Here is a 20,306-nt window from a genome sequence, read left to right on the forward strand (position 1 = left end):
GCGTATATAAAGCACGCAGAGGGGGACAATCGTAAGAGGAAAAATAGGGGGATAAGGAGAAGCGGAGCATGGACTCATTCATACAGGAAATAAGAGATTCACTTGGCGGCAATGATGATTTTTTTTTCCAGCAGGAGAAGATCGGTAGAGCCAACGTCATTTTAATGGGTTTTATCTCGCTTATTGATTTGACTAGAACGAAAGAAGCGCTTCATGCCAATATGGAGAGTTGGAACCCCGATCGAGACGATCCTTTATCCATGATGGAGGCTGTCGGTGAAGTAAGGGAAATGGATCTGAGCGAAGCGATCACCATGTTCATGGACGGTAAATTAATTCTCTTTTTTGAGTGTGAGCGCATATTGGTTATGGCAGAAGCCTATCCGAGCCTGCAGAATCGCGCGGTGGAATCGCCTACGAACGAGAATGTTCTCCAAGGGGCGATTAGCTCGTTTATCGAGGATATCGATACCAATATCGGTATGGTTAGGAAACAAATCGTTTCTCGCCATGTCAAGGTGAGAAGCTTCTTGGCAGGCTCTTTGTGCCATAAAAAGCTGTCCCTGGTCTATGATGAGAGCCATGCCGATTCCAAGCTGGTGGCTAAAGTCATTAAACAAATCGAAAGCAGCAGCGACAAAGAAATCAATAACCTGCAAAACCTAACGAAGGCGCTAGGGCTATCCGCATGGTCATCCGTTCCCAAATTCAATACGACCGAATTGCCGGAAGAGGTGGCGGGCGCCTTGATCAAGGGCAGAGTCGTCCTTTTTATTGACCGCATGCCGTTCGGCCTTATTCTGCCTAACCTGATCTGGGATATGTTCTCGCTGGAAAATGACCGTAATTATCCGCTCCCTCTCATGATCGTCATTCGGCTTCTCCGCGTAATTGGGGTGCTCACGACGCTGATTGCACCTGGACTCTACGTTGCGCTCGTAGCGGTAAACCCGGAGGTGCTTCGGATCGAGCTGGCATTAACGATTGCCCAAAGCCGTGAAGGCGTGCCGTATCCGGCTATCGTAGAGATGATATTCATGCTTATCATTCTGGAGCTTATTATCGAAGCGAGCACGAGATTGCCCAAAAGCATCGGACCGACGATCACGATGGTGGGAGGCATTATTCTCGGCCAAGCGGTCGTGACGGCCAAGCTGGTCAGCAATTTGTTGATTATTATTTTGGCGGCTACGACGATCTCGAACTCGACGGTGGTCGGCTTTCAAAACTCGCTGGCCATTCGGTTATTTAAATACGTGATCGTCATTATGTCAGCGATGTATGGGGTGCTGGGCTTACTTGCGGGGCTGGTACTGATATGCGCTTATCTATCAAGCTTGAGCACCTTCGGTATTTCCTATTTGAATATAAGCATGAATAAGGGTGAGTCTGGAAATGGATAAAAGCTTGCACGTCATTCTGATGTATGGATTAACTCAGCTTGGGTTTATCTTTTTCTTCTACTCCGGTGATATTATTGCCAGTACGACTGAGGGGCATTGGTTAGCCGTCGTGATAGGCCTTGTGCTCAACTGGGTTATGGTTTGGCTATATATGAAAGGGCTTGGTTATTTCCCGAAACAGGACATTATAAGTATTTATGTCACGGTAGGAAAGTGGGCGGCCGTATTATTTCTTTTGCCGCTTGTCTTCTTCCTATTCATTACCAATATCATCACGATAAGGGCTTTCTCGGAGGTCATTACGCTCGTCTTTCTTGCCAATACGCCTTTATGGGCGATTATGGCACTTATCATCACCATTTCAGGTTATATTGCGCTTAATGGCGTCGAGTCCATCTTTCGAACGGGTGTTTTACTCGCTATATTATTTCTGCCGGTCATTTTGTTCACGATCTGCATCTCATTTCAAAATGTGGACTTCCGCTACTTCTTCCCGATCATGGACGAAAAGTTTTCTTTTCTGGCCAAGCCGCCCTATTGGCATAGCTTCTCCGCATTCGCCGGGAGCTTCCTGTTTCTCGGATTCATACAGCCTTATGTAGCTTACCGTCCCAAATATGTATTAATGACGGTAGCCGCGCTAGTCCCATTTTATTTCATTTCCGTGTACGTCCCGCTCTTTACGTTCGGGCAAGCGACAGCTTCGACATTTAAATTTCCCTTTATCGTGCTCATGAGCACGATTCATATCAACTGGCTCATGTTTGACCGGATTACGATGTTTTTGCTCCTTTGCTTAGTCACCTTCACGATGCTGTTTATTTCAATGGTGCTATGGAAGCTCAGCCAGGTTCTGCATCGCTGCATGCCAAAGGTGAAGCCTAGTTATTTCGTTATTTCGATTGCCGCTGCTAATTTCATAGGCTGCTTGTTCATTACGAACTGGGATGAAATTCAATCGCTTGTAATGTGGAACACCATGCTGCGTTTTTTTGCGATGGTCGGCATTCCATGCTCCATTTGGCTGCTCGGAATTCGTGCTAAAAGGATGATTAAAGATGAGGGCGCTTAAGCTGCTGGCCGCTGCGATAATGGTTATTACTCTCAGCGGGTGCTGGGACAACATCGATATTAACCACCGCGTATTGCCTGTCGTAATGGGCGTTTCCAAGCATGACGGCGAATACTTAATTTATTTGCAAATTCCCGAGCCGATGCAGAACACGACGCAGATCAAAATCGTGAAGGGAAAAGGCAACACGATTAATCATGCCGTTGACGATATTAGCGCTAACCTGGAGGATCGTGTCGATTTGCTCCATGTCAAAGTCATCGTGCTGGATAAAAAATACGCGGAAGCAGGCTTAGAGGATACCATTTCCGATTTTATGAGAGGCAGGGATGTTTCCCCCAAGACGCTTGTGACGATCTGCGACGAGGATATGGATCATTTTTTTTCTTTGGTCAAAAAGAAAATGGGCCCCAAAGGGACAACGTTATATGATTTTTTTGAAAAAAACGCAGGCTGGAATCCGCAAATCGCGCTGACGAGGGTTTGGGAGGTTTACCGCAGCATTCATTCGTATACCCGCGACGTGGCGGTTCCGATCATTCGATCGGGAGATACCACAGTCGTTCAGCATGTCGGCTCCGCCGTTATTAGAAAAGGCAAAATGGTTAGTCAGATTAATTCGGAAGAGACACTTCTTTTTAACGCCTTTCAACGCGAGAGCACGCAAGGGAAAATAGAAGTCATGCATCACGCCAGTGTCCTTGTGATCGGCAATTCGCTTGCGGTTGAAAGCCAAATGGATGGCCAGATTCCGATTCTCAGGTGCAAGCTCAAGCTAAAGGTCGTTATATTGGAAACGAAGGACCAACCTACAAGCGATATGATCATGAAAGAACTGAACGATGGACTGACCCATCAGTTCAATCACATGTTTGCCAAGCTTCAAGGCAGCGGAGCAGATATTCTAGGGACAGGGCAATACTTCCGCAGAAAAATTCCTCGTTCGGAGTTGAAGGATTGGCGTACGGCGTTTTATCCCAAGCTGAAGCTTGATCTGCAAGTGCAGACGATCATTGAGAATACGGGATTTCTCGAGCTGAAATGATGCGGGATGCCAATCATTTGCCGTTCAGCCTGGCCGAGCTGTCCGTATGCTGTCCAGCTTTGCGCTTTGTGAAAGTTTTTCTCCAGCTTGCGGATAACGCGGGGTTTGCAAGCAGTTGATCGATGCCTTCGTTATTTTGCTTGTCCATATGCATGATACGGTTGGCGAATGATACCGTAAGGGAAGCGTCCGGATTGCGCTCGATTAAGGAAAGCTCGGCTTGGCTCGGTACGAAGCCTTCCTGAAGCACGCGGAAATAATAACCGGTAAAGCCCGTCGTTTGAACCAAAAGCGGGAGAGTGGGCATATTAAATTTAACGGAAAGCTTGAAGCAGGGCTGCCTAGGCTGACTCACTTGCACGATTGCTTCACCTAACCGGAAAATGTCTCCTATGCATAATTGGGATTCGAGCATGCCCTTCGTCGTGAGGTTCTCGCCAAAAGCTCCCGGGCTCAGCCGGGCTCCGAGCTTGTTCTCCCAATAAGCATAATGCTCGGCAGGATATACGCAGACTGCTTTGTCCGTACCGCCATGATGCTCCAAATCCGCTTGTCCGTCCCCCTCGAAGTTCAGCTTCGATAAATAGGCATGCTGATGGACGGGCTTTTTGTAAATGGCTGTCCGGACCTCTTTATTTTTATGCTCCACGACAATAGGTTGGCCTACATTTAAAGATAGAATTGCAGCTGTTTCGGCTAGCGTTGATTGCATTGAATTCCCTCCTGCGATAACGTTATAGGTTGATTTTTTCTCTCGAACATAGTATCGTTCATGTCAAAATCGTGATGCCGGATCTGAATAAAAATCGGGAGCTGACGAGAGACATGGACTTGAAGCAATTAGAATATTTCATGGGCGTATGCGAGGAATTGCATTTCACGAGAGCCGCAGAGAAGCTGGGAATCTCGCAGCCGTCACTGAGCCAGCAAATTCGTATTCTTGAGCATGAAATGGGATTGCCCTTATTTGATCGGATCGGAAAAAAAACAGTCATTACCGAAGCGGGCCACATCCTTCTGAAGCACTGCTATAATCTGTTCCATGAGCTCGATCAGGCGCGTTTGGCAATCGGGGAGCTTCAGGGATTAAAAAGAGGATTGTTGAAAATCGGCGCGCTGCATTCCGTCATGAACCGCTTGCTGCCGCCTGCCATTATGGCTTTCCACCGCAGCTATCCGCAGGTCGAACTTGTGCTCTCTGGACTTCGTCACGGGGAAATTATCGACAAGCTGCTGCATAATGAGCTGGATTTGGGCATCATTTATTATCCGGTATTTAATGAAGAACTGCAAATGACCTATTTGTACGAAGAGAAGCTCGCCCTTGTCGTTCCCAAAGCACATGCAATGGCAAGTTTGCGGGAAGCGAAGCTGGCGGATCTCTCCGGCATTCCGATGGTGTCTCTGCAGCAAGCCTATTATCTCAGACAGTACCTGGACCAGCTTTTCAGGCAAAATAATATGGAAATTCGAATCGCCATGGAGCTGAACACGTTCGACAGCTTGATCAGCATGGTAAGCGAAGGGGCGGGAGCAGCTATTCTGCCCTCCTCTTATTTGAACCAGCTTAATCAAGACGCCCTCCGAACGATTCCCCTTGCGGAACCTTCAATGACGGTTAAGGTCGGAATGGCTCACCGGCGCAATAAATATTTATGCACGGCGAGCAAGGTATTCATGCAACAGATTTCTTCTACAGCGATTGCGGCTATATAATACAGTGGCAGCCAAGGACGTATTCGGTCCGAGGCTGCCATTTATATGTTAAGCAAGCTATGCAGCTAAAAAATGATGATAGGGCTAGCCTATGCTGCGATCAGCCTTTTTTTACGTCTTCCATGCTCGCGCCGAAGTTGATATGGTATACGATGCCATCTATGACGACTGCGGGCACGGATTTAACGCCTGCTTCCTCCGCTTCGCGGATACGATCCGGCTGCGTGCCTAGATGAACGATTTCGGGCTGAACTTTATTCACGTCCAAGTAGCTGAGAAAGGTTTGCTCGGCTTCGATGCAAACGGGACATCCTGCGTGATAAAAAGTAGCTTTTGACATAATAGAACCTCTCCTTTTGTGTGCGTATCTTGTTGCAGCGCTGCTACATGTCTGATTATATAGCGATGCAAAAGCGACAACAATTGCTAATATCGTATGATAACGATAGGCTGAGCCTATCAATCGCAATCAGAGGAGACGGTGAAAGGCTGACCTTGAAACGAAATGGCTAATAATAGGACAGAAAGTTTAAGGATGCCTCATTTGGAACGCTTCATCATTCGCTTACACTATACGTGATACGAAAAAGGGATGGTGAGGGCATGGCGAAAATAACGGGAATTTCCTGTATACGCACGCGTAAAAACGGCACTTGGACGATCGTAAAGGTTCAGACGGACCAAGACGGACTATATGGGATCGGATCAGCTTCCGATGTTTACAATCCCGAGGCCGTGGTACAGGTGATCGAGCAATTGCTGGCGCCGCTGCTGATCGGCAAGGACGCAGCTAATATTGAGGATTTATGGCAGACGATGTATATGAGCGGCTATTGGAGAAACGGAGCGATTCTACATACCGCAATCGGCGGCATCGATATGGCTTTATGGGATATAAAAGGCAAGGAAGCGGGATTGCCGATTTATCAGCTGCTAGGGGGAGCCAGCCGAGCCGCAGTGGCATGTTACGGTCACGCGGGAGGCGCAGACATTAGCGAGCTGAAGGAGGATGTGCAGCGCTTTATCGAGGAAGGTTATTCAGTCATCCGCGTTCAAATGGGCGGGTACGGCGGAGGCGGCTTTATTGGTGCTGACAAAGCAAATCTTCCCGAGCGTCCATGGACGAGTGGCCCTGTCTTTGACGAGCATGCGTATTTGAATGCCATTCCGGCTATGTTCGAGCAGCTTCGGGTCGCATTCGGCATGGGCGTCCAATTCACGCATGACGTGCATGAGCATCTTTCCCCGATCCATGCCATTCAGCTGGCGAAGCGGGTCGAGCCGTATGGTTTGTTTTTTCTGGAGGACGCGCTGGCCCCCGAGCAGATCGGCTGGTACCGTCAGCTGCGCCAGCAAAGCGCGACGCCGCAGGCGGTAGGCGAGCTGTTCGTTAATCCGCAGGAGTGGACGGAGCTTGTCAAGGAGCGACTTATTGATTTCATCCGCGTTCGCGTCTCCAAGGCTGGCGGCATCAGTGCATGCCGTAAGATTGCTGCGCTATGCGAAGCTTTTGGCGTACGGACAGCCTGGCAGGAAGGCGGGGAGAACGATCCGGTTAATCAAGCAGCCGCCGTGCATCTGGATATGGCGATCTGGAATTTCGGGATCCAAGAGGTCAACCACTTCAAGCCGGAGGAGCTGGATGCCTTCGAAGGGCATGTCGTAAGGAAAGGCGGATACCTATATCCTTCCAACAAGCCGGGACTTGGCATAGAGCTGGATGAATTGAAAGCACGGCTGCTCGTCGGCGAAGAATGGAACCGCTCAGCCTATCATAATCCTTATCATCTAGACCGCAAGGCGGACGGCACACTGGTACGTCCGTAACTATGAGCGAAATACGGAGGGGTTATTCAGCATGAAGACGATTGCAGTAACGGGTGGAAGCGGAAAGCTTGGATTCGCGGTTATTCAATCGCTGCAGCAGCAGGGCTATCAGGTTGTGTCACTGGACAACCAACGATCGAATGAGCTGCGCTGCAAGCAGGTAAAGGTAGAGATGAGTGATTTCGGACAGGTCGTGGCTGCGCTTCATGGCGCGGATGCCATCATTCATTTGGCGGCTATTCCCGCCCCGCTGTTTCACACTACCCCGTATATTTTCGCGAACAATACGATTGCGGGCTATCATATTTTGGAAGCGGCTTCGATTCTCGGCATTCGCAAGGTCGTCATGGGCTCAAGCGAATCCTCGTATGGCTTTGCTTGGGCGCCGCAGCCCTTCGATCCCGATTATTTGCCGCTCGATGAGGAGCACCCTCAGCAGCCGCAGGAATGCTACGGTTTATCCAAGGTAGTGAATGAGCTGACCGCTGAGATGTTCGACCGCAGAAACGGGCTGCAGACGATCTCGATGCGCTTCTCCATGATAACGAAGCCTGACGATTACAAGCATCTTTCGGTCAATAAGCCGGAAGCGTTCAAAAATATTATGTGGAGCTATATCGATATACGCGATGCGGTCAGCGCATGTATCGCGGCGTTGCAAGTCGAGGACCGCGGGGCGCTCAGCTTGAATATTACGAGCAGCGATACGCTCAGCGACTGGGAAACGTTACGGCTGCTTGAGAAGTTTTATCCGGAGGTTGCGGATCTTCGCAGCTCCTTTGAAGGGCGGACCGCCATTGTGAGCAACCGATTGGCGCAGGACGTGCTTGGCTGGCGTCCCAAGCATTCTTGGGCGGATACCGTAGAACCAACTCAGCAGGTTTAGAAGCGATAGGAGGAGAAGGCGAGCAAGACTGCCTTTTCCTCTTTTTTTTGCGCATGTAGGAACAACGTGGTCGTCATCGTTATTTAGGATAGGCGGCACAGGCAAACCGAGCTAAAACGTAAGCGCTTACTTAAAGCAGGTGCAAGATCATGAGAATCTGCCTTTACAGGCTAAATTTTGACTGTAAAAGAAAATATCGCCTCATATTTGCCGCAAGCGCGATGCGTTAACATTAGTGGTAGCAAGAGGAAGAAAAAAGTAACGAGAGGTGAGTGTGGGTGGGAAGCATTACGTTCAGCCATGTCTACAAGCACTATAAAGGGGAGTCGCGTCCGGCGGTCAACGATTTCCACCTTTCGATTGAGGAAGGAGAGTTTCTGGTGCTTGTCGGTCCGTCCGGCTGCGGCAAATCGACGACACTAAGAATGCTCGCGGGCCTGGAGGAAATAACCGAAGGCGACTTGTACATTGATGAAAAGTTCGTGAATTACGTCTCGCCCAAGGATCGGGACATTGCAATGGTGTTTCAGAATTATGCCCTTTATCCCAATCTGACCGTATACGAGAATATCGCGCTCGGGCTTAAGCTCCGCAAAACAGCGAAGCATGAAATCGAGCTGCGGGTAAATCGCGTCGCCAAAATACTAGAGATCTCCCATTTGCTGGAACGCAAGCCGAGCCAGCTGTCAGGCGGGCAAAAGCAGCGCGTGGCGCTCGGCCGCGCCATTGCCAGGGAACCGCAGGTGTTCCTCATGGATGAGCCGCTGTCCAACCTCGATGCCAAGCTGCGCGCCCAAACCCGTGCAGAGATTATCAAGCTTCAAAGCGACCTGAAGCGGACGATGGTTTACGTGACGCATGACCAGGTGGAAGCGATGACGATGGGGACGCGGATTGTCGTCATGAAGGACGGCGTCATCCAGCAGGTTGCACCGCCGCGCCAGCTCTACGATGAGCCGGCAAACCTGTTTGTAGCCGGATTTATCGGCTCCCCGCAAATGAATTTCTTGGAAGGCAGTCTCGTGCGGGAGAACGGAAGCTATTATTTCCTGAACAAACGGTTAAAGCTGCTCGTTCCTGAACGCTACTATCGGCATTTCTCGGCAAAGCCGGGCTCGCTTCGCAATTGCGTGATGGGCGTACGCCCGGAGCATGTGCAGCTCAAGCGCGAGGAGCAGGAAAAGCAGGAAGATGAGTTCTCGCGCTGCTTGGTAGAAATGACGGAAGTAACGGGCGCAGACTCCTATGTATACGTCAAGGTTGGCGAGAAGACAGTGATCGGGAGAACGGAGCCCGAGACCGTGTATGAGAAGGAAGAAAAGCTGGTCATCGGCTTTAACATGAACAAGGTTCACTTTTTCGATGAGGAAACCGGAGTATCCTTGGCTGCTGGAGGAACGGAAGCATGAAGAGGATGAGGATGCTGAGCACCTTGCTTCGTTTGGTTTTGGCTCTGGCGCTCTTATTCGCAGGCTTGCGCTGGATAACGGCAGGCGAACCGGTCCTGCATGCTACCTCCGTCAGCACGGAGAAGCTGTTATCCTTCGAGAGCAAGCCGGAGGAGCTGCCTTACGCGAAGCTGATGCTGGAGCAACCGGATGCAGCAGAGGTCGATGAAGCCTTGAAACCGATTGCAATCGAGGCGGAGGAATATGCAGCGGCGGCGGACGAGACGGTTCTCCGCAAGGATGACGAGGAGCAGGGCGCTATCCGGTGGGAGAATGAGCAGGGCTGGATCGAATGGGCTTTCGATGCACCTAAGTCCGGCTGGTATGAGCTGCATTTCGATTACAAGCCGCTTGCGGGGGGGAATGCCTCTGTCGTACGCGGCGTCCAGATTGACGGGCAATATCCATTCGTCGAATCTGGACGCATCGAGCTGGAACGGCTATGGAAGGATTCGAAATTCCCTTATGACCGCAATGAAATCGGCCAGCAAATCAGGCCGCCCCAACAAGAGCTGGAAGGGTGGAGCATGAAGGCGGCAAGCGTACTATCCGCTTCGTCGGAGCCGCTGCTCTACCGCCTGGAGCAAGGCGAGCATCGCTTGCGGCTGGTTGGCGTGCGAGAGCCGGTTGCGCTGCGAGCGCTGACCTTCAAGCCGAAGGAAGCCATACCGGATTACGAAACCTACAAGCGCTTACATCCAACCGAAGAGACGCAAGCAGCGAGCAAAGAGCAAGCAGGCTGGTCCAGCGTTATTGAAGCGGAGCAGTTCAAGCAGAAGTCGAGCTTGGCCATCCAGACGGATTTCTGGTCGGAGCCATACATCTCGCCCGATCCAAAGGGGCGCATTACCTATAACGTGCTTGGCGGGCAAAGATGGCGGCTGCCGGGAGAATGGGTGGAATGGGAGCTGAATGTGCCAGGCGACGGCTGGTATGAATTGGACCTCAAAACGTTCCAAAACTACCGAAACGGCTTCGAAGCATACCGGACGATCTCGATCGACGGGAAAATACCTTTCCAAGAGCTGCTTCATTACGGCATTCCGACAGAAAAAGAATTCGTGATCGGAACGCTTGCGAGTGAGGAAGAGACGCCATTTCGCTTTTATCTCGAAAAGGGACCGCACACGCTTCGCATGACCGTCGATTCCTCGATGGTCCAGCCCGTTTATCTGGCTCTAAAGGAGACGCTGGGCCAGCTTGCCGCATTCGACCGCCATATCCGGCTGTTGACGGGCAATTACAGCAAATCGGGCTTTGATGCCAATACCGATTCGACGCGGACATGGGATATGCGCAGGCTCGAACCGGATGTCGAGCAGAAGATGGCAAGCATTGTGAACCAGCTCACCGATATCCGCAATTATATAAACGGACTGAACAAAAAAGATTCCGATTTGGCGGAAGCGATTAAGGGCTCCGTCGCCATCCTTGAGGAAATGCTCGAGGATGTCAACGAAATCCCGAACAAAATCAATGACTTCTCCACGATTCAGAATAATATCGGAACTTGGATGGCGACATTGACGCAGCAGCCGCTGCTGCTCGATTATATCGTCGTGCGTACGCCGGAAGCGGAGACGGGCCTTAAGACGGCAAGCACGCTGTCCCGCATTCCTTATTCGATTGCCGATTTCGGGCGCTCCTTCTATATGGATTACGATACGCGCAAGCATAACCGCAAGGAGGCGCTCACCATTTGGGTGCAGCGCGGCCGCGATTACGTGGAGCTGCTGCGCGAGATGGTCGATCAGGACTTCACGCCGCGGACAGGGATTGAAGTCAATATTAACCTGATGACGAATCCCAATATGCTCATACTCGGCAATGCGGCCGGGGATGTGCCTGATCTTGCGCTAGGCGTGGGCGAATCGACGCCAGCCGACTTTGCCATGAGGGATGCCGCGCAGGAGCTTTCCGGATTTCCTGGCTTCGAAGATGTTTTTGATCGGTTTATTCCTGGAGTAAGCCGCTCGCTAAGCTATGACGGAGGCATTTATGGACTGCCGGAGGTACAAAACTTCCAAATGCTTTTTTACCGGACTGATATTTTGGAGGGCCTGCATTTAAAGGCGCCGGATACATGGGAGGATGTATTCGACATCTTGCCGACGCTTCAGGAAAACGGAATGACCATGAACTATCCGAAAAGCGATTTCTCCACTCTGTATTTCCAGAACGGGGCAGAGGCTTATACGCCGGATGGGCTCAAGGGAACGCTATCCAGCGATGCCGGACAGCAGGCATTCAACCGCTGGACAGAGCTTTACCGAAAGTATAATCTGCCCATCGATATCCCGGCGTTTTTCCAGCATTTCCGCGACGGCGATATCCCGATCGGCATTTCGGACTTCAATACGTACGTACAGCTGCTCGTTGCAGCTCCGGAAATTACGGGACACTGGAAGATCGCGCCGCTTCCGGGCATGAAGCAAAGCGACGGCGAAGTGGCGCGTTGGTCGCCGCAGGGCATCTCCGCAGCGATGATGATGAAGAAAAGCGAGCGGAAGGACGATGCATGGGCCTTCCTCGAGTGGTGGACATCAGAGAACGTGCAGTCGCAGTATGCGAAGGACATCGAATCGTTCTATGGCATCGAGTTCCGATGGAACACGGCCAATACCGATGCGATGAAAGCTCTAACCTGGCCTAGCGAGGACTTGGCAGCGCTTCAGGAGCAGGCGAGGTGGGCGAAAAACATGCCTTACGTGCCCGGTTATTATTTCCTGACGCGCGAGATGGAATTTGCATGGAACCGAACCGTAATGGAGGGAATTCCCGCGCAGGAATCCCTGGAGCAGGCGCAGCTGTCGCTGCAGCGGGAGATGGACCGGAGACAGGGCAACTTCGGCATTAAGGCCGGCGATGATCTTCGTATCCCGCAAATTACGAAACCTTACGAATGGGAGGAACCGCAGAAATGAATACGCAGCTTGCTCCCAGCCTAGAGAGGCCGAAGCCAAAAGCGACGGCGATACGGGCGAAATGGAATCGGTTCTGGCGAGAGATGCGGCGCGATGCCTTTGTTTATCTGTTTCTTGCGCCGTTCCTCATTTGTTTCCTGCTCTTCATCGTCATTCCGGTCATTATGGCAGCGACGCTCGGCTTTACGTCTTATGACGGATTCGGCTCGCTGCGCTTTATCGGGGTAGCCAATTATATCAGCTTATTCACGCAGGATATCATTTTCCTGACGAAGGCCATTCCGAATACGTTTCTGTTCGCGCTGATCGTTGGGCCTGGCGGCTATATTCTGGCTTTTGTGTTCGCGTGGCTCATCCACCAGCTGCCGATCCGCATTCGCGATTACTACACGCTTGCCTTCTATGCCCCTTCGATGGCGGGAGGAGTTGCTTTGTCGGTCGTCTGGATCGCTGCCTTCAGCGGCGACCGCGTCGGTTATTTCAACAACTTCCTGCTCGGAATGGGCTGGATCGACAGCCCGGTAATCTGGCTGCAGGACCCGAAATATTTGCTCAACATTATGATCATTGTGTCGCTATGGGTAAGCTTCAGCGTCGGCTTTCTCGCCATGCTGGCCGGACTTCAGACGGTGAACCGCGAGCTGTACGAGGCGGGCCGAATCGATGGCATTTCCAGCAGGCTGCAGGAAGTGTTCTACATTACGATCCCGTCAATGAAGCCGCAGATGCTGTTCAGCGCCGTCATGTCGATCGTCGGCACGCTGAAGGCGGGCGGCATTTCCACCCAGCTTACGGGGATGGCGATTACGCCGTCTTACTCCGGGCATTTGATAATCAACCATATCGATGATTACGCTTTTATCCGTTTCGAGCTCGGTTATGCTTCCGCGGTCTCGGTTATGCTGCTTATCTTCAGCTATTTCGCCATGAGATTCGCTTACCGGCTGTTCGGATCAAAGGAGGAGCTGTAAACGATGCTTCGGAAATTTCGCAACATAACGCCGTTTCAAGTCATACTCGTGACCGTATTTACCGCGCTTGCCGCGTTCATGTCACTGCCGATCGTTTTCATTCTCAACCATGCGTTCAAGCCGCAAAATGAGCTGTTCCTGTTCCCGCCGCGGTTTCTCGTTCAGAATCCGACGATGCGCAATTTCGAATCGCTCATTCTCCATGCGTCGAACGCAACGGTTCCGTTCACGCGATATTTGTTCAACAGTCTTATCGTTGCGGGGTTAACGCTTGGCGCTGTCATTATCGTGAGCACGATGGCGGGGTACGTGCTAGCCAAATATCAGTTCCATTTCAAACAGCTGATTCTTGCGCTAATTACTCTATCCTTGATGTTCGCGCCGGAGACGGTCGGCATACCGCGGTATTTGATCATAAGCGGGCTAGGCATTAACAATACGTATTTCGGCCATATACTGCCCGCACTGGCTTCACCGATCGCGGTGTTCATGCTGGTCGGCTTTATATCCCAAATTCCGGGCGAGCTGCTGGAGGCAGCGAAGATCGATGGCGCAAGCCATTTCGGCATATTCGCAAAAATCGTATTGCCGTTGTCAACGCCAGCCATAGCGACGATCTCCATCTTCACTTTTCAAGGCGTGTGGGGCGACGTGGAAACTTCCACGCTGTTCATGCAGGAGGAAACGATGAGGACGCTGGCCTTCTATGTCAACAGCTTGCTAAGCGGGCTTCAGAACAGCGTATCCGGCCAAAACGTTGCAGCAGCCGCTGGACTGCTCATGTTCGTGCCCAATCTTATTATATTCCTGCTCTTCCAGCGAAGAGTGCTCGAGACGATGGTTCATTCCGGCATCAAGTAATTCCATTAAGCAAAGGAAGTCGTAACGATGAAGAGATTTCTACTATTCCTGCTTCTTGCGGCGACCTGCATGCTTGCCGCGCCGGAAGCGATTTACGCGGAGCTCCCTTACCGGACCTCCTACTATGACAGCAATCAAGCGGCTTGGCTGCGCATTCAGCCGGTATATGCGCCGGCGGAGACGAAGGGTCCGCGATTCTCTGAGCCGGTTGACCTGCAAGTAGGAGCGGATGACAAGGTTTATGTGGCGGACAAAGGAGCGAACAAGATCGCCGTGCTGAGTCCGGAAGGCGAGCTGCTGCTCTCCATCGGCGCAGAAGAGGGAGAAAGCATGCTTAGCGCGCCTGAAGGCCTATTCGTAACACCGGAAGGGCTTATCTACGTAGCGGACTCGGGGAACCAGCGCATAGCCGTATTCGGCGCAGACGGCAAGTTCGTTCGCGACTACAAGAAGCCTGCGTCGACGTTTCTGGAGCAGGAGCATTTCGTGCCTGTCAAGCTGGTCGTTGATCGCCGCGGCGTCATGTATATCAGCTTGAATTCCTCCTATCAGGGCTTATTGCGGATGAATGGCGAAGGCGAATTTATGGGCTACTTTGGCGCTAATAAGGCTCAGCAGACGGTGTTGAACTGGCTGAAGAAGCTCATTCTTAACAAAGAGCAGCTTGCCAAAGAGCTTGCCAGCCTTCCTCGGCCAATCTCGAATGTCGCGCTGGATTCGGACGGATTCATCTTCACGGCTACGGCGGCAGGCTTCGGGCAAGGCGCTATCCGTAAGCTGAATGCAGGAGGCGTTGACGCTTTTAAGAACAAAACGCTCGTAAATGGGCATGGCATCGTTGACGTTGCCAGCGATTCGAACGGTTTCTTGTACAACGTGGATATGGACTCAGGCCGCGTGAACATTTATGACCAGAATGCGGAAGCGCTGTTCGCTTTCGGTTTCATCGACAATGAAACGCAGCAATACGGCGTACTTGGCTATCCGACAAGCATTGGCGTAGATTCCAAGTTCGGCGTATGGATATCCGACAGCCGTACCGGAACCATCCATAAATTTGTTCGGACCGAGTTCGGAAGCGACGTGATGCAGGCACTCACGCTGTATTTGGCAGGAAAATACGAGCAAAGCGAGCCTTATTGGGACCGCGTCTACGCCCGCAATGATATGTACAATGGAGTCTTTCAAGGGCTTGGCAAAGTGTATCTGCATGAAAACAAGCATGAGGCTGCCTTGTCTTTCCTAAAGACGGCATTCGATACGAAAGGCTACTCTAAGGCTTTCTGGGAAATCCGGCTGGATTATTTGCAAAAGCATTTGATATGGCTGGCAGTGGCAATCGCTGCGGTTTTGCTCTTGTTGAAGTATGGCGTTAAGGCTATCCGCAAGCAGTTCAAGCGGCGTCCCTTGCCTGAAGCATGGCAGCGACCGCTTGCCGATATCCGGAACTTATGGTTCGTCATGCTCCATCCCTATCAAGGCTTCTACAAGCTGAAGGAAGCCAAGGTATCTGCTTGGATCATTGCCTTCATTCTAGCGGCCGTTATCGCCGTGAAGGTCGGAACGATTTATCTTACGGGCTTTCTCTTCCATCCCGTGGAGCTGTCGCAAATCAATATATGGGGAAGCCTTGGCTTGTTCGTGGTGCCTTGGCTGACCTGGATTATTGCCAATTATCTGGTTTGCAGCGTGAAGGACGGGGAAGGAAAATTCAGGGAGGTTATCCAAGGCAGCACGTATGCGCTCGCACCTTATCTGTTTTTCTCCATTCCGGCATTGGTGCTATCCAATTTGGTCACGCTTGACGAGCGGGTTATCGTGGATTCGCTGAATACGGTCATGTTTCTATGGATGGGCGTCATGCTGATCGTGATGACGCAGGTTATCCATAACTTCGATTTTTTGGAGACGCTCAAAAATATCGCGATTACTGTATTCACAATCGGCACGATATGGCTGTTTGCTTTCCTCGTGTTTGGCCTGTCTTACAATTTATACGATTTCTTCTATCAGCTTTACAAGGAGGTAACCTTCTATGGTTGAGCTCATCAAGCGCACTTCCCTTCGGGTAAAGCTTGCCGCAACGGTGTTTCTTTTGCTGCTTATCGTAACGGTTATCGTCCTTTTTCAGAGCAACGAGCTGTCGCCTGCCAAGGCGCTGGAGCTTGCTGGAATCGAGGAGCCTTCGGTCACGCTTTCTCCGCTCTACGAGGGGGAAGCCTGGAAGCCGGTGCCGGAAACGGACGGCTTCGCCGAAGCGCTGGAAAACGATGATTTCGCGCTTTATATCCATCCTGCCAGCACGCAGATTGCTTTGGTAGACAAACGGAGCGGCTACAGATGGAGCAGCAATCCTGCCGAGGAGCAGCTTAGCGGTGAAACGGTTAAGGGCGTATTGCTGGCCAATCTGAAATCGCCGTTCGTGCTGACCTACGTCAGGACGCAGGGGAAGGACCAGACGATTCGCGAGGTGCTTAACGCTGGCGATCCCAAGGTCCAAACGACGCTGGTCAGAAACGAAAACGGGCTGCAGGTCTCTTACCTGTTCACGGAAAAGCAGCTTGGCTTTACGATTCAATACGAGCTCACGCCGCAGGGGCTGAAAGCCCGGATTCCGAGCGAGGGCATTAAGGAAGAAGGAGAATATTCGGTCTTTACGGTTGACTTGCTCCCGTATTTCGGTGCAGCAACCACAGAGGAAGAGGGCTATATCTTCGTACCGGACGGCCCAGGCGGGCTGATTCGCTTCGATAGCGAACGTGCCGGGGTATCCAGAGGTTATATCCATCAAGTATACGGCCTTGAATTAACCAATTCCGGCAATTGGAGCCGTTCGGGGGAGAGACGGGAGAACATCGCGTATCCCGTGTTCGGCATGAAGCGGGGCAGCAACGCCTTTATGGCCGTGCTGACTAAGGGAGGCGATTCCGCGAACATCGCCGCGATGCCGCCCGGGCTTAAATCGGGGCTCTACAACGTGTACGCCAACCAGATCTACCGCGAGGAGTATTTGTACCGGATGAGCCGACTCGCTGCGCCGCTCAAAGCGGTGCAGAAGCAGCGCTTGCAAACGGACAGGGAAATCGAATATCGATTCCTGAACGACGAGGATGCCGATTATGTGGGCATGGCGTCAGCCTATCGCGACTATTTGACGGAGACAGGCAAGCTGAAGGAAAAGCTGGAGCCGGTGGAGCATACGCCGCTCTACCTGAAAATTATGGGAGGCAGCTATACCGAAGCTTTTAGCAAAATCAAGTATATGACGGCAACCACCTTCGCGCAGGCGGCCCGCATTGTCAATGGTCTTCGCGAGGAAGGTGTCGCAAATATGAAGGTCGTCTACTACGGCTGGCAAAACCAAGGCGAATACGATTTGTATGACCGTTTTCCGATCGAGGAATCGCTTGGGGGCGAAGCGGCAGCGAAGGATTTCTTAGCCGAGATGAAGGAAAAAGGCGTCGATGTGCTGTTCGAGGACGACTTCGTATGGATTGATTCGGAAAACTCGGATTTATCCGGCAAGACCAATGGCATCCGAGGCATTGATGAAACGGTGTTTATCGACGAAGGCTGGTTCATCAGCAAGCCGGCACGGACCGTTGCGATGGCTTACCAGACGATGGAGAAGCTGAAAAAAATCGGCGTATCCGGCATGCTGTTCAATTATTTGGGCGAAATGGTGTTCCACGATTACGACCCGTCAGGCATTGCCACCCGTGAGGATACCATTGCCGTGTATGAGGGTCTGCTCGCTTATGCGCAGAAAACGCTAGGCTCGGCAGGCGTATACCGCGGCAACGATTATACCGTCGGTCAAACCGACTATATTGCGGGACTTCCGTCGGAATCCAGCTACGATTTCATGGTAGACGAGACGGTACCCTTTTATCCGATCGCGCTGCATGGCTACGTATCGTATTCGTTCGGCGACGGGAATTTGCGAAACGATGTGGAGGCCGAGTTTTTGAAGGCAATCGAGTATGGCGCGATCCCTTCCTTCTTTCTGACCCATGAGGATTCCAGGACGCTGAAGTACACGTCCGCGAGCTTTCTGTTCAGCAGCAAATATGAGAAGTGGACGTCACGTATTCTGAAGGAATATGCGGATTTCGATTCCCTTGCGCCTGTCTTCTCACAGACGATCGTAGACCATGAGAAGCTGTCGGAGACTAGATTCGCAACGGTTTACGAGGACGGCACGCGCGTCGTTGTCGATTACGGTACGAACACATTCACGGTAGAGAAGGGGGCGGGCGCCTAATGCAAGCAAAAGCTAAAGGACGCGCTGCGCGCCTCTATCTCTGGAAGGGCTACGGCATGGGCCTGCTGTTCATGCTGCCTTGGATCATCGGGTTTGCCCTGTTCGTGCTGATCCCAATCAGTTGGTCCTTGTTCATGTCCTTCAACAAAGTCCAAGTGGCCGTCGGCGGCTTCAAATATGAATGGATTGGCATGCGCAATTACCGCGACGCTTTTCTCAAGGATAATGTTTTCCCGATAGAGCTGATTACGTATATCCAGGAAATGCTGCTGATGGTACCTATTATCGTTATATTCGCATTGCTGATCGCCTTGATGCTCAACCAGAAGTTTCCGGGCAGATTCATTTATCGGGCATTGTTTTTCTTGCCGGTCATATTCGCGACAGGGCAGGTGCTCTCCGAGCTGTTCCTACAAGGCGCTGGCGATATTCCGTTTCTCGAGCAGTACAATTTGCTGCCGCTGGTCGAGGAGTATGTCGGCAAGCAATTCGCGGAAACGGTCATGGCCGTTCTTGGCAAAGCGATACTTATTCTGTGGTATTCAGGCGTGCAAATTCTTATCTTTATCGCAGGTTTTCAAACGATATCGCCGACCATATACGAGGCTGTACGCATCGACGGCGCGTCGCCTTGGGACAGCTTTTGGAAAATAACGCTGCCGGCATGCGTACCGTTCATCAGCTTGAATGTGCTGTATACGATTATCGATCTGTTCACCTTCCCGCTTAATCCGGTTTTGAAGCACATCAAAGACAATATGTTTAAGGTCGATACCGGCTATGGTTACGCCAGTGCGCTCGCGTGGATTTATTTTGGCATTATTTTCGCGCTGATCGCCATCGTATTATGGCTATTCAGCCGGAGCCTCAAGACTAGGAGGGCGCATTCATGATTACCGCAATGAAATCGGAGCTGTCCAAGGTAAGCCGCAGCATAAGAGGCGTTCTTTGGAGCCGGAAGGCGCAAAAAACGAAAATGCTTGTGCTCGGCCGAAGCCTCTCCGACGGCTTGCTCGCAAAGCTTGTTATCTATTTGCTGCTGTCAATCGTTGCTTACCTGTATTTGCAGCCGATTCTGTACATGGTCAGCACGATGTTCAAAAATATGAGCGATCTGCTCGATCCGACCGTAAAGTGGATTCCGCGCGAAATCACTTGGGAGAACATCTCGAAAGCGCTCAAAGGGCTGCAATATCCGGAGGCGCTTCGCAATACGGCGTTAATCTCGGTTACTTGCTCGCTTGTGCAGGTCATCATTTGCGCTCTGACCGGCTATGCGCTGGCTAGGCTGGCGCTGCCGTTCAAGGGGCTTTTCACGGCCCTTATCATTTTGACCTTTTTGATTCCGCCGCAGGTCATTATCATTCCGCTATATGTCATTTTCAGCAAGCTCGGGCTATTGAATTCGCTATTTGTCTTTCTTATTCCAGCCTTATTCGGGCAGGGGTTGAAGGGGGCGCTATTCATTCTGATCTTCCGGCAGTTTTTCAAGGCGCAGCCGCCAAGCCTGGAGGAAGCAGCGAAGCTCGACGGGGCATCGACGGCAAGACTGTTTTTCGGAATTATGCTTCCGCTTGCGAGATCGGCTTGCCTCGTCGTTTTTCTCTTCTCGTTCATCTGGTACTGGAACATGTATTACGAGCCGTCCATGTTTCTGACCAAAGGCTTTACGCCGCTGTCGATTCGCCTCGACATGCTGGAGGAAGTGCTTAATCCTTCGCTTCTGGGCAATACGCGAACGATCGTGAATCCAATTACGGAAAGCACCAAAATGGCGGCCGCGTTTTTCATTATTCTTCCGCCGATTCTCGTATTTATGTTTCTGCAGCGCTGGTTTGTGAGTGGCATTGAGAGAACGGGCATTGTCGAGTAGGAGATGCGGGATGTTG

The 20,306-nt window shown here is 51.5% G+C and carries 16 protein-coding genes; 14 read left to right on the forward strand and 2 right to left on the reverse strand.

Annotated features, from left to right (window positions below; translation table 11 throughout):
- Window positions 1–68 precede the first annotated feature (68 nt).
- From AC0YN3_RS13655 to AC0YN3_RS13665, 3 genes are read left to right on the forward strand one after another with little or no spacing between them, the layout of a single operon-like run.
- Window positions 69–1,403: a spore germination protein gene (locus AC0YN3_RS13655; RefSeq protein WP_475775570.1), complete on the forward strand. Its 1,335-nt coding sequence runs from the start codon at window positions 69–71 to the stop codon at window positions 1,401–1,403.
- A complete protein-coding gene (locus tag AC0YN3_RS13660; protein WP_475775571.1) occupies window positions 1,396–2,475 on the forward strand; it encodes a GerAB/ArcD/ProY family transporter in 1,080 nt (359 codons plus the stop codon). The genes AC0YN3_RS13655 and AC0YN3_RS13660 overlap by 8 nt, the downstream gene beginning before the upstream one ends.
- Window positions 2,462–3,520, forward strand: a complete 1,059-nt coding sequence (locus AC0YN3_RS13665) for a Ger(x)C family spore germination protein (protein ID WP_475775572.1) — start codon at window positions 2,462–2,464, stop codon at window positions 3,518–3,520. The genes AC0YN3_RS13660 and AC0YN3_RS13665 overlap by 14 nt, the downstream gene beginning before the upstream one ends.
- 13 nt (window positions 3,521–3,533) lie before the next feature.
- Here the strand turns inward: AC0YN3_RS13665 and AC0YN3_RS13670 are convergent, their stop codons facing one another.
- Window positions 3,534–4,232: an MOSC domain-containing protein gene (locus tag AC0YN3_RS13670; protein ID WP_475775573.1), complete on the reverse strand. Its 699-nt coding sequence runs from the start codon at window positions 4,230–4,232 to the stop codon at window positions 3,534–3,536.
- Between the two features lie 113 nt (window positions 4,233–4,345).
- Here AC0YN3_RS13670 and AC0YN3_RS13675 point away from each other — a divergent pair, with 113 nt between their 5' ends.
- Window positions 4,346–5,236, forward strand: a complete 891-nt coding sequence (locus AC0YN3_RS13675; protein ID WP_475775574.1) for a LysR family transcriptional regulator — start codon at window positions 4,346–4,348, stop codon at window positions 5,234–5,236.
- Between the two features lie 100 nt (window positions 5,237–5,336).
- On the opposite strand, the gene AC0YN3_RS13680 is transcribed toward AC0YN3_RS13675, so the two are convergent.
- The gene (locus AC0YN3_RS13680; protein ID WP_475775575.1) at window positions 5,337–5,576 is read right to left on the reverse strand and encodes a thioredoxin family protein; all 240 of its coding nucleotides are present in this window, start codon (window positions 5,574–5,576) and stop codon (window positions 5,337–5,339) included.
- A 263-nt stretch (window positions 5,577–5,839) separates the two neighbouring features.
- Between AC0YN3_RS13680 and AC0YN3_RS13685 the strand changes: the two genes are divergently transcribed.
- From AC0YN3_RS13685 to AC0YN3_RS13730, 10 genes are all read left to right on the forward strand, one after another.
- Window positions 5,840–7,063, forward strand: coding sequence for an enolase C-terminal domain-like protein (locus AC0YN3_RS13685; protein WP_475775576.1), 1,224 nt, complete (start codon window positions 5,840–5,842; stop codon window positions 7,061–7,063).
- A 31-nt stretch (window positions 7,064–7,094) separates the two neighbouring features.
- On the forward strand, window positions 7,095–7,949 hold the full coding sequence (locus AC0YN3_RS13690; RefSeq protein WP_475775577.1) for an NAD-dependent epimerase/dehydratase family protein: 855 nt from the start codon (window positions 7,095–7,097) through the stop codon (window positions 7,947–7,949).
- A gap of 278 nt (window positions 7,950–8,227) precedes the next feature.
- Window positions 8,228–9,358 (forward strand): ABC transporter ATP-binding protein, encoded by a 1,131-nt coding sequence (locus AC0YN3_RS13695; RefSeq protein WP_475775578.1) that lies wholly within the window; start codon window positions 8,228–8,230, stop codon window positions 9,356–9,358.
- Window positions 9,355–12,321, forward strand: a complete 2,967-nt coding sequence (locus AC0YN3_RS13700) for an extracellular solute-binding protein (protein WP_475775579.1) — start codon at window positions 9,355–9,357, stop codon at window positions 12,319–12,321. The genes AC0YN3_RS13695 and AC0YN3_RS13700 overlap by 4 nt, the downstream gene beginning before the upstream one ends.
- Window positions 12,318–13,292, forward strand: a complete 975-nt coding sequence (locus AC0YN3_RS13705; protein ID WP_475775580.1) for a carbohydrate ABC transporter permease — start codon at window positions 12,318–12,320, stop codon at window positions 13,290–13,292. Before AC0YN3_RS13700 ends, AC0YN3_RS13705 begins: the two co-directional genes overlap by 4 nt.
- Window positions 13,293–13,295: 3 nt before the next feature.
- Entirely contained in the window at window positions 13,296–14,153 is an 858-nt protein-coding gene (locus AC0YN3_RS13710) for a carbohydrate ABC transporter permease (RefSeq protein WP_475775581.1), read from the forward strand.
- A 27-nt stretch (window positions 14,154–14,180) separates the two neighbouring features.
- A complete protein-coding gene (locus AC0YN3_RS13715; RefSeq protein WP_475775582.1) occupies window positions 14,181–16,196 on the forward strand; it encodes a YIP1 family protein in 2,016 nt (671 codons plus the stop codon).
- A complete protein-coding gene (locus AC0YN3_RS13720) occupies window positions 16,189–18,417 on the forward strand; it encodes a DUF5696 domain-containing protein (protein WP_475775583.1) in 2,229 nt (742 codons plus the stop codon). The genes AC0YN3_RS13715 and AC0YN3_RS13720 overlap by 8 nt, the downstream gene beginning before the upstream one ends.
- Entirely contained in the window at window positions 18,417–19,310 is an 894-nt protein-coding gene (locus tag AC0YN3_RS13725; protein WP_246431532.1) for a carbohydrate ABC transporter permease, read from the forward strand. Before AC0YN3_RS13720 ends, AC0YN3_RS13725 begins: the two co-directional genes overlap by 1 nt.
- Window positions 19,307–20,290: a carbohydrate ABC transporter permease gene (locus AC0YN3_RS13730; protein ID WP_475775584.1), complete on the forward strand. Its 984-nt coding sequence runs from the start codon at window positions 19,307–19,309 to the stop codon at window positions 20,288–20,290. Before AC0YN3_RS13725 ends, AC0YN3_RS13730 begins: the two co-directional genes overlap by 4 nt.
- The last annotated feature ends 16 nt before the right edge of the window (window positions 20,291–20,306 follow it).

It is taken from the genome of Paenibacillus sp. J22R232 (assembly GCF_056269165.1).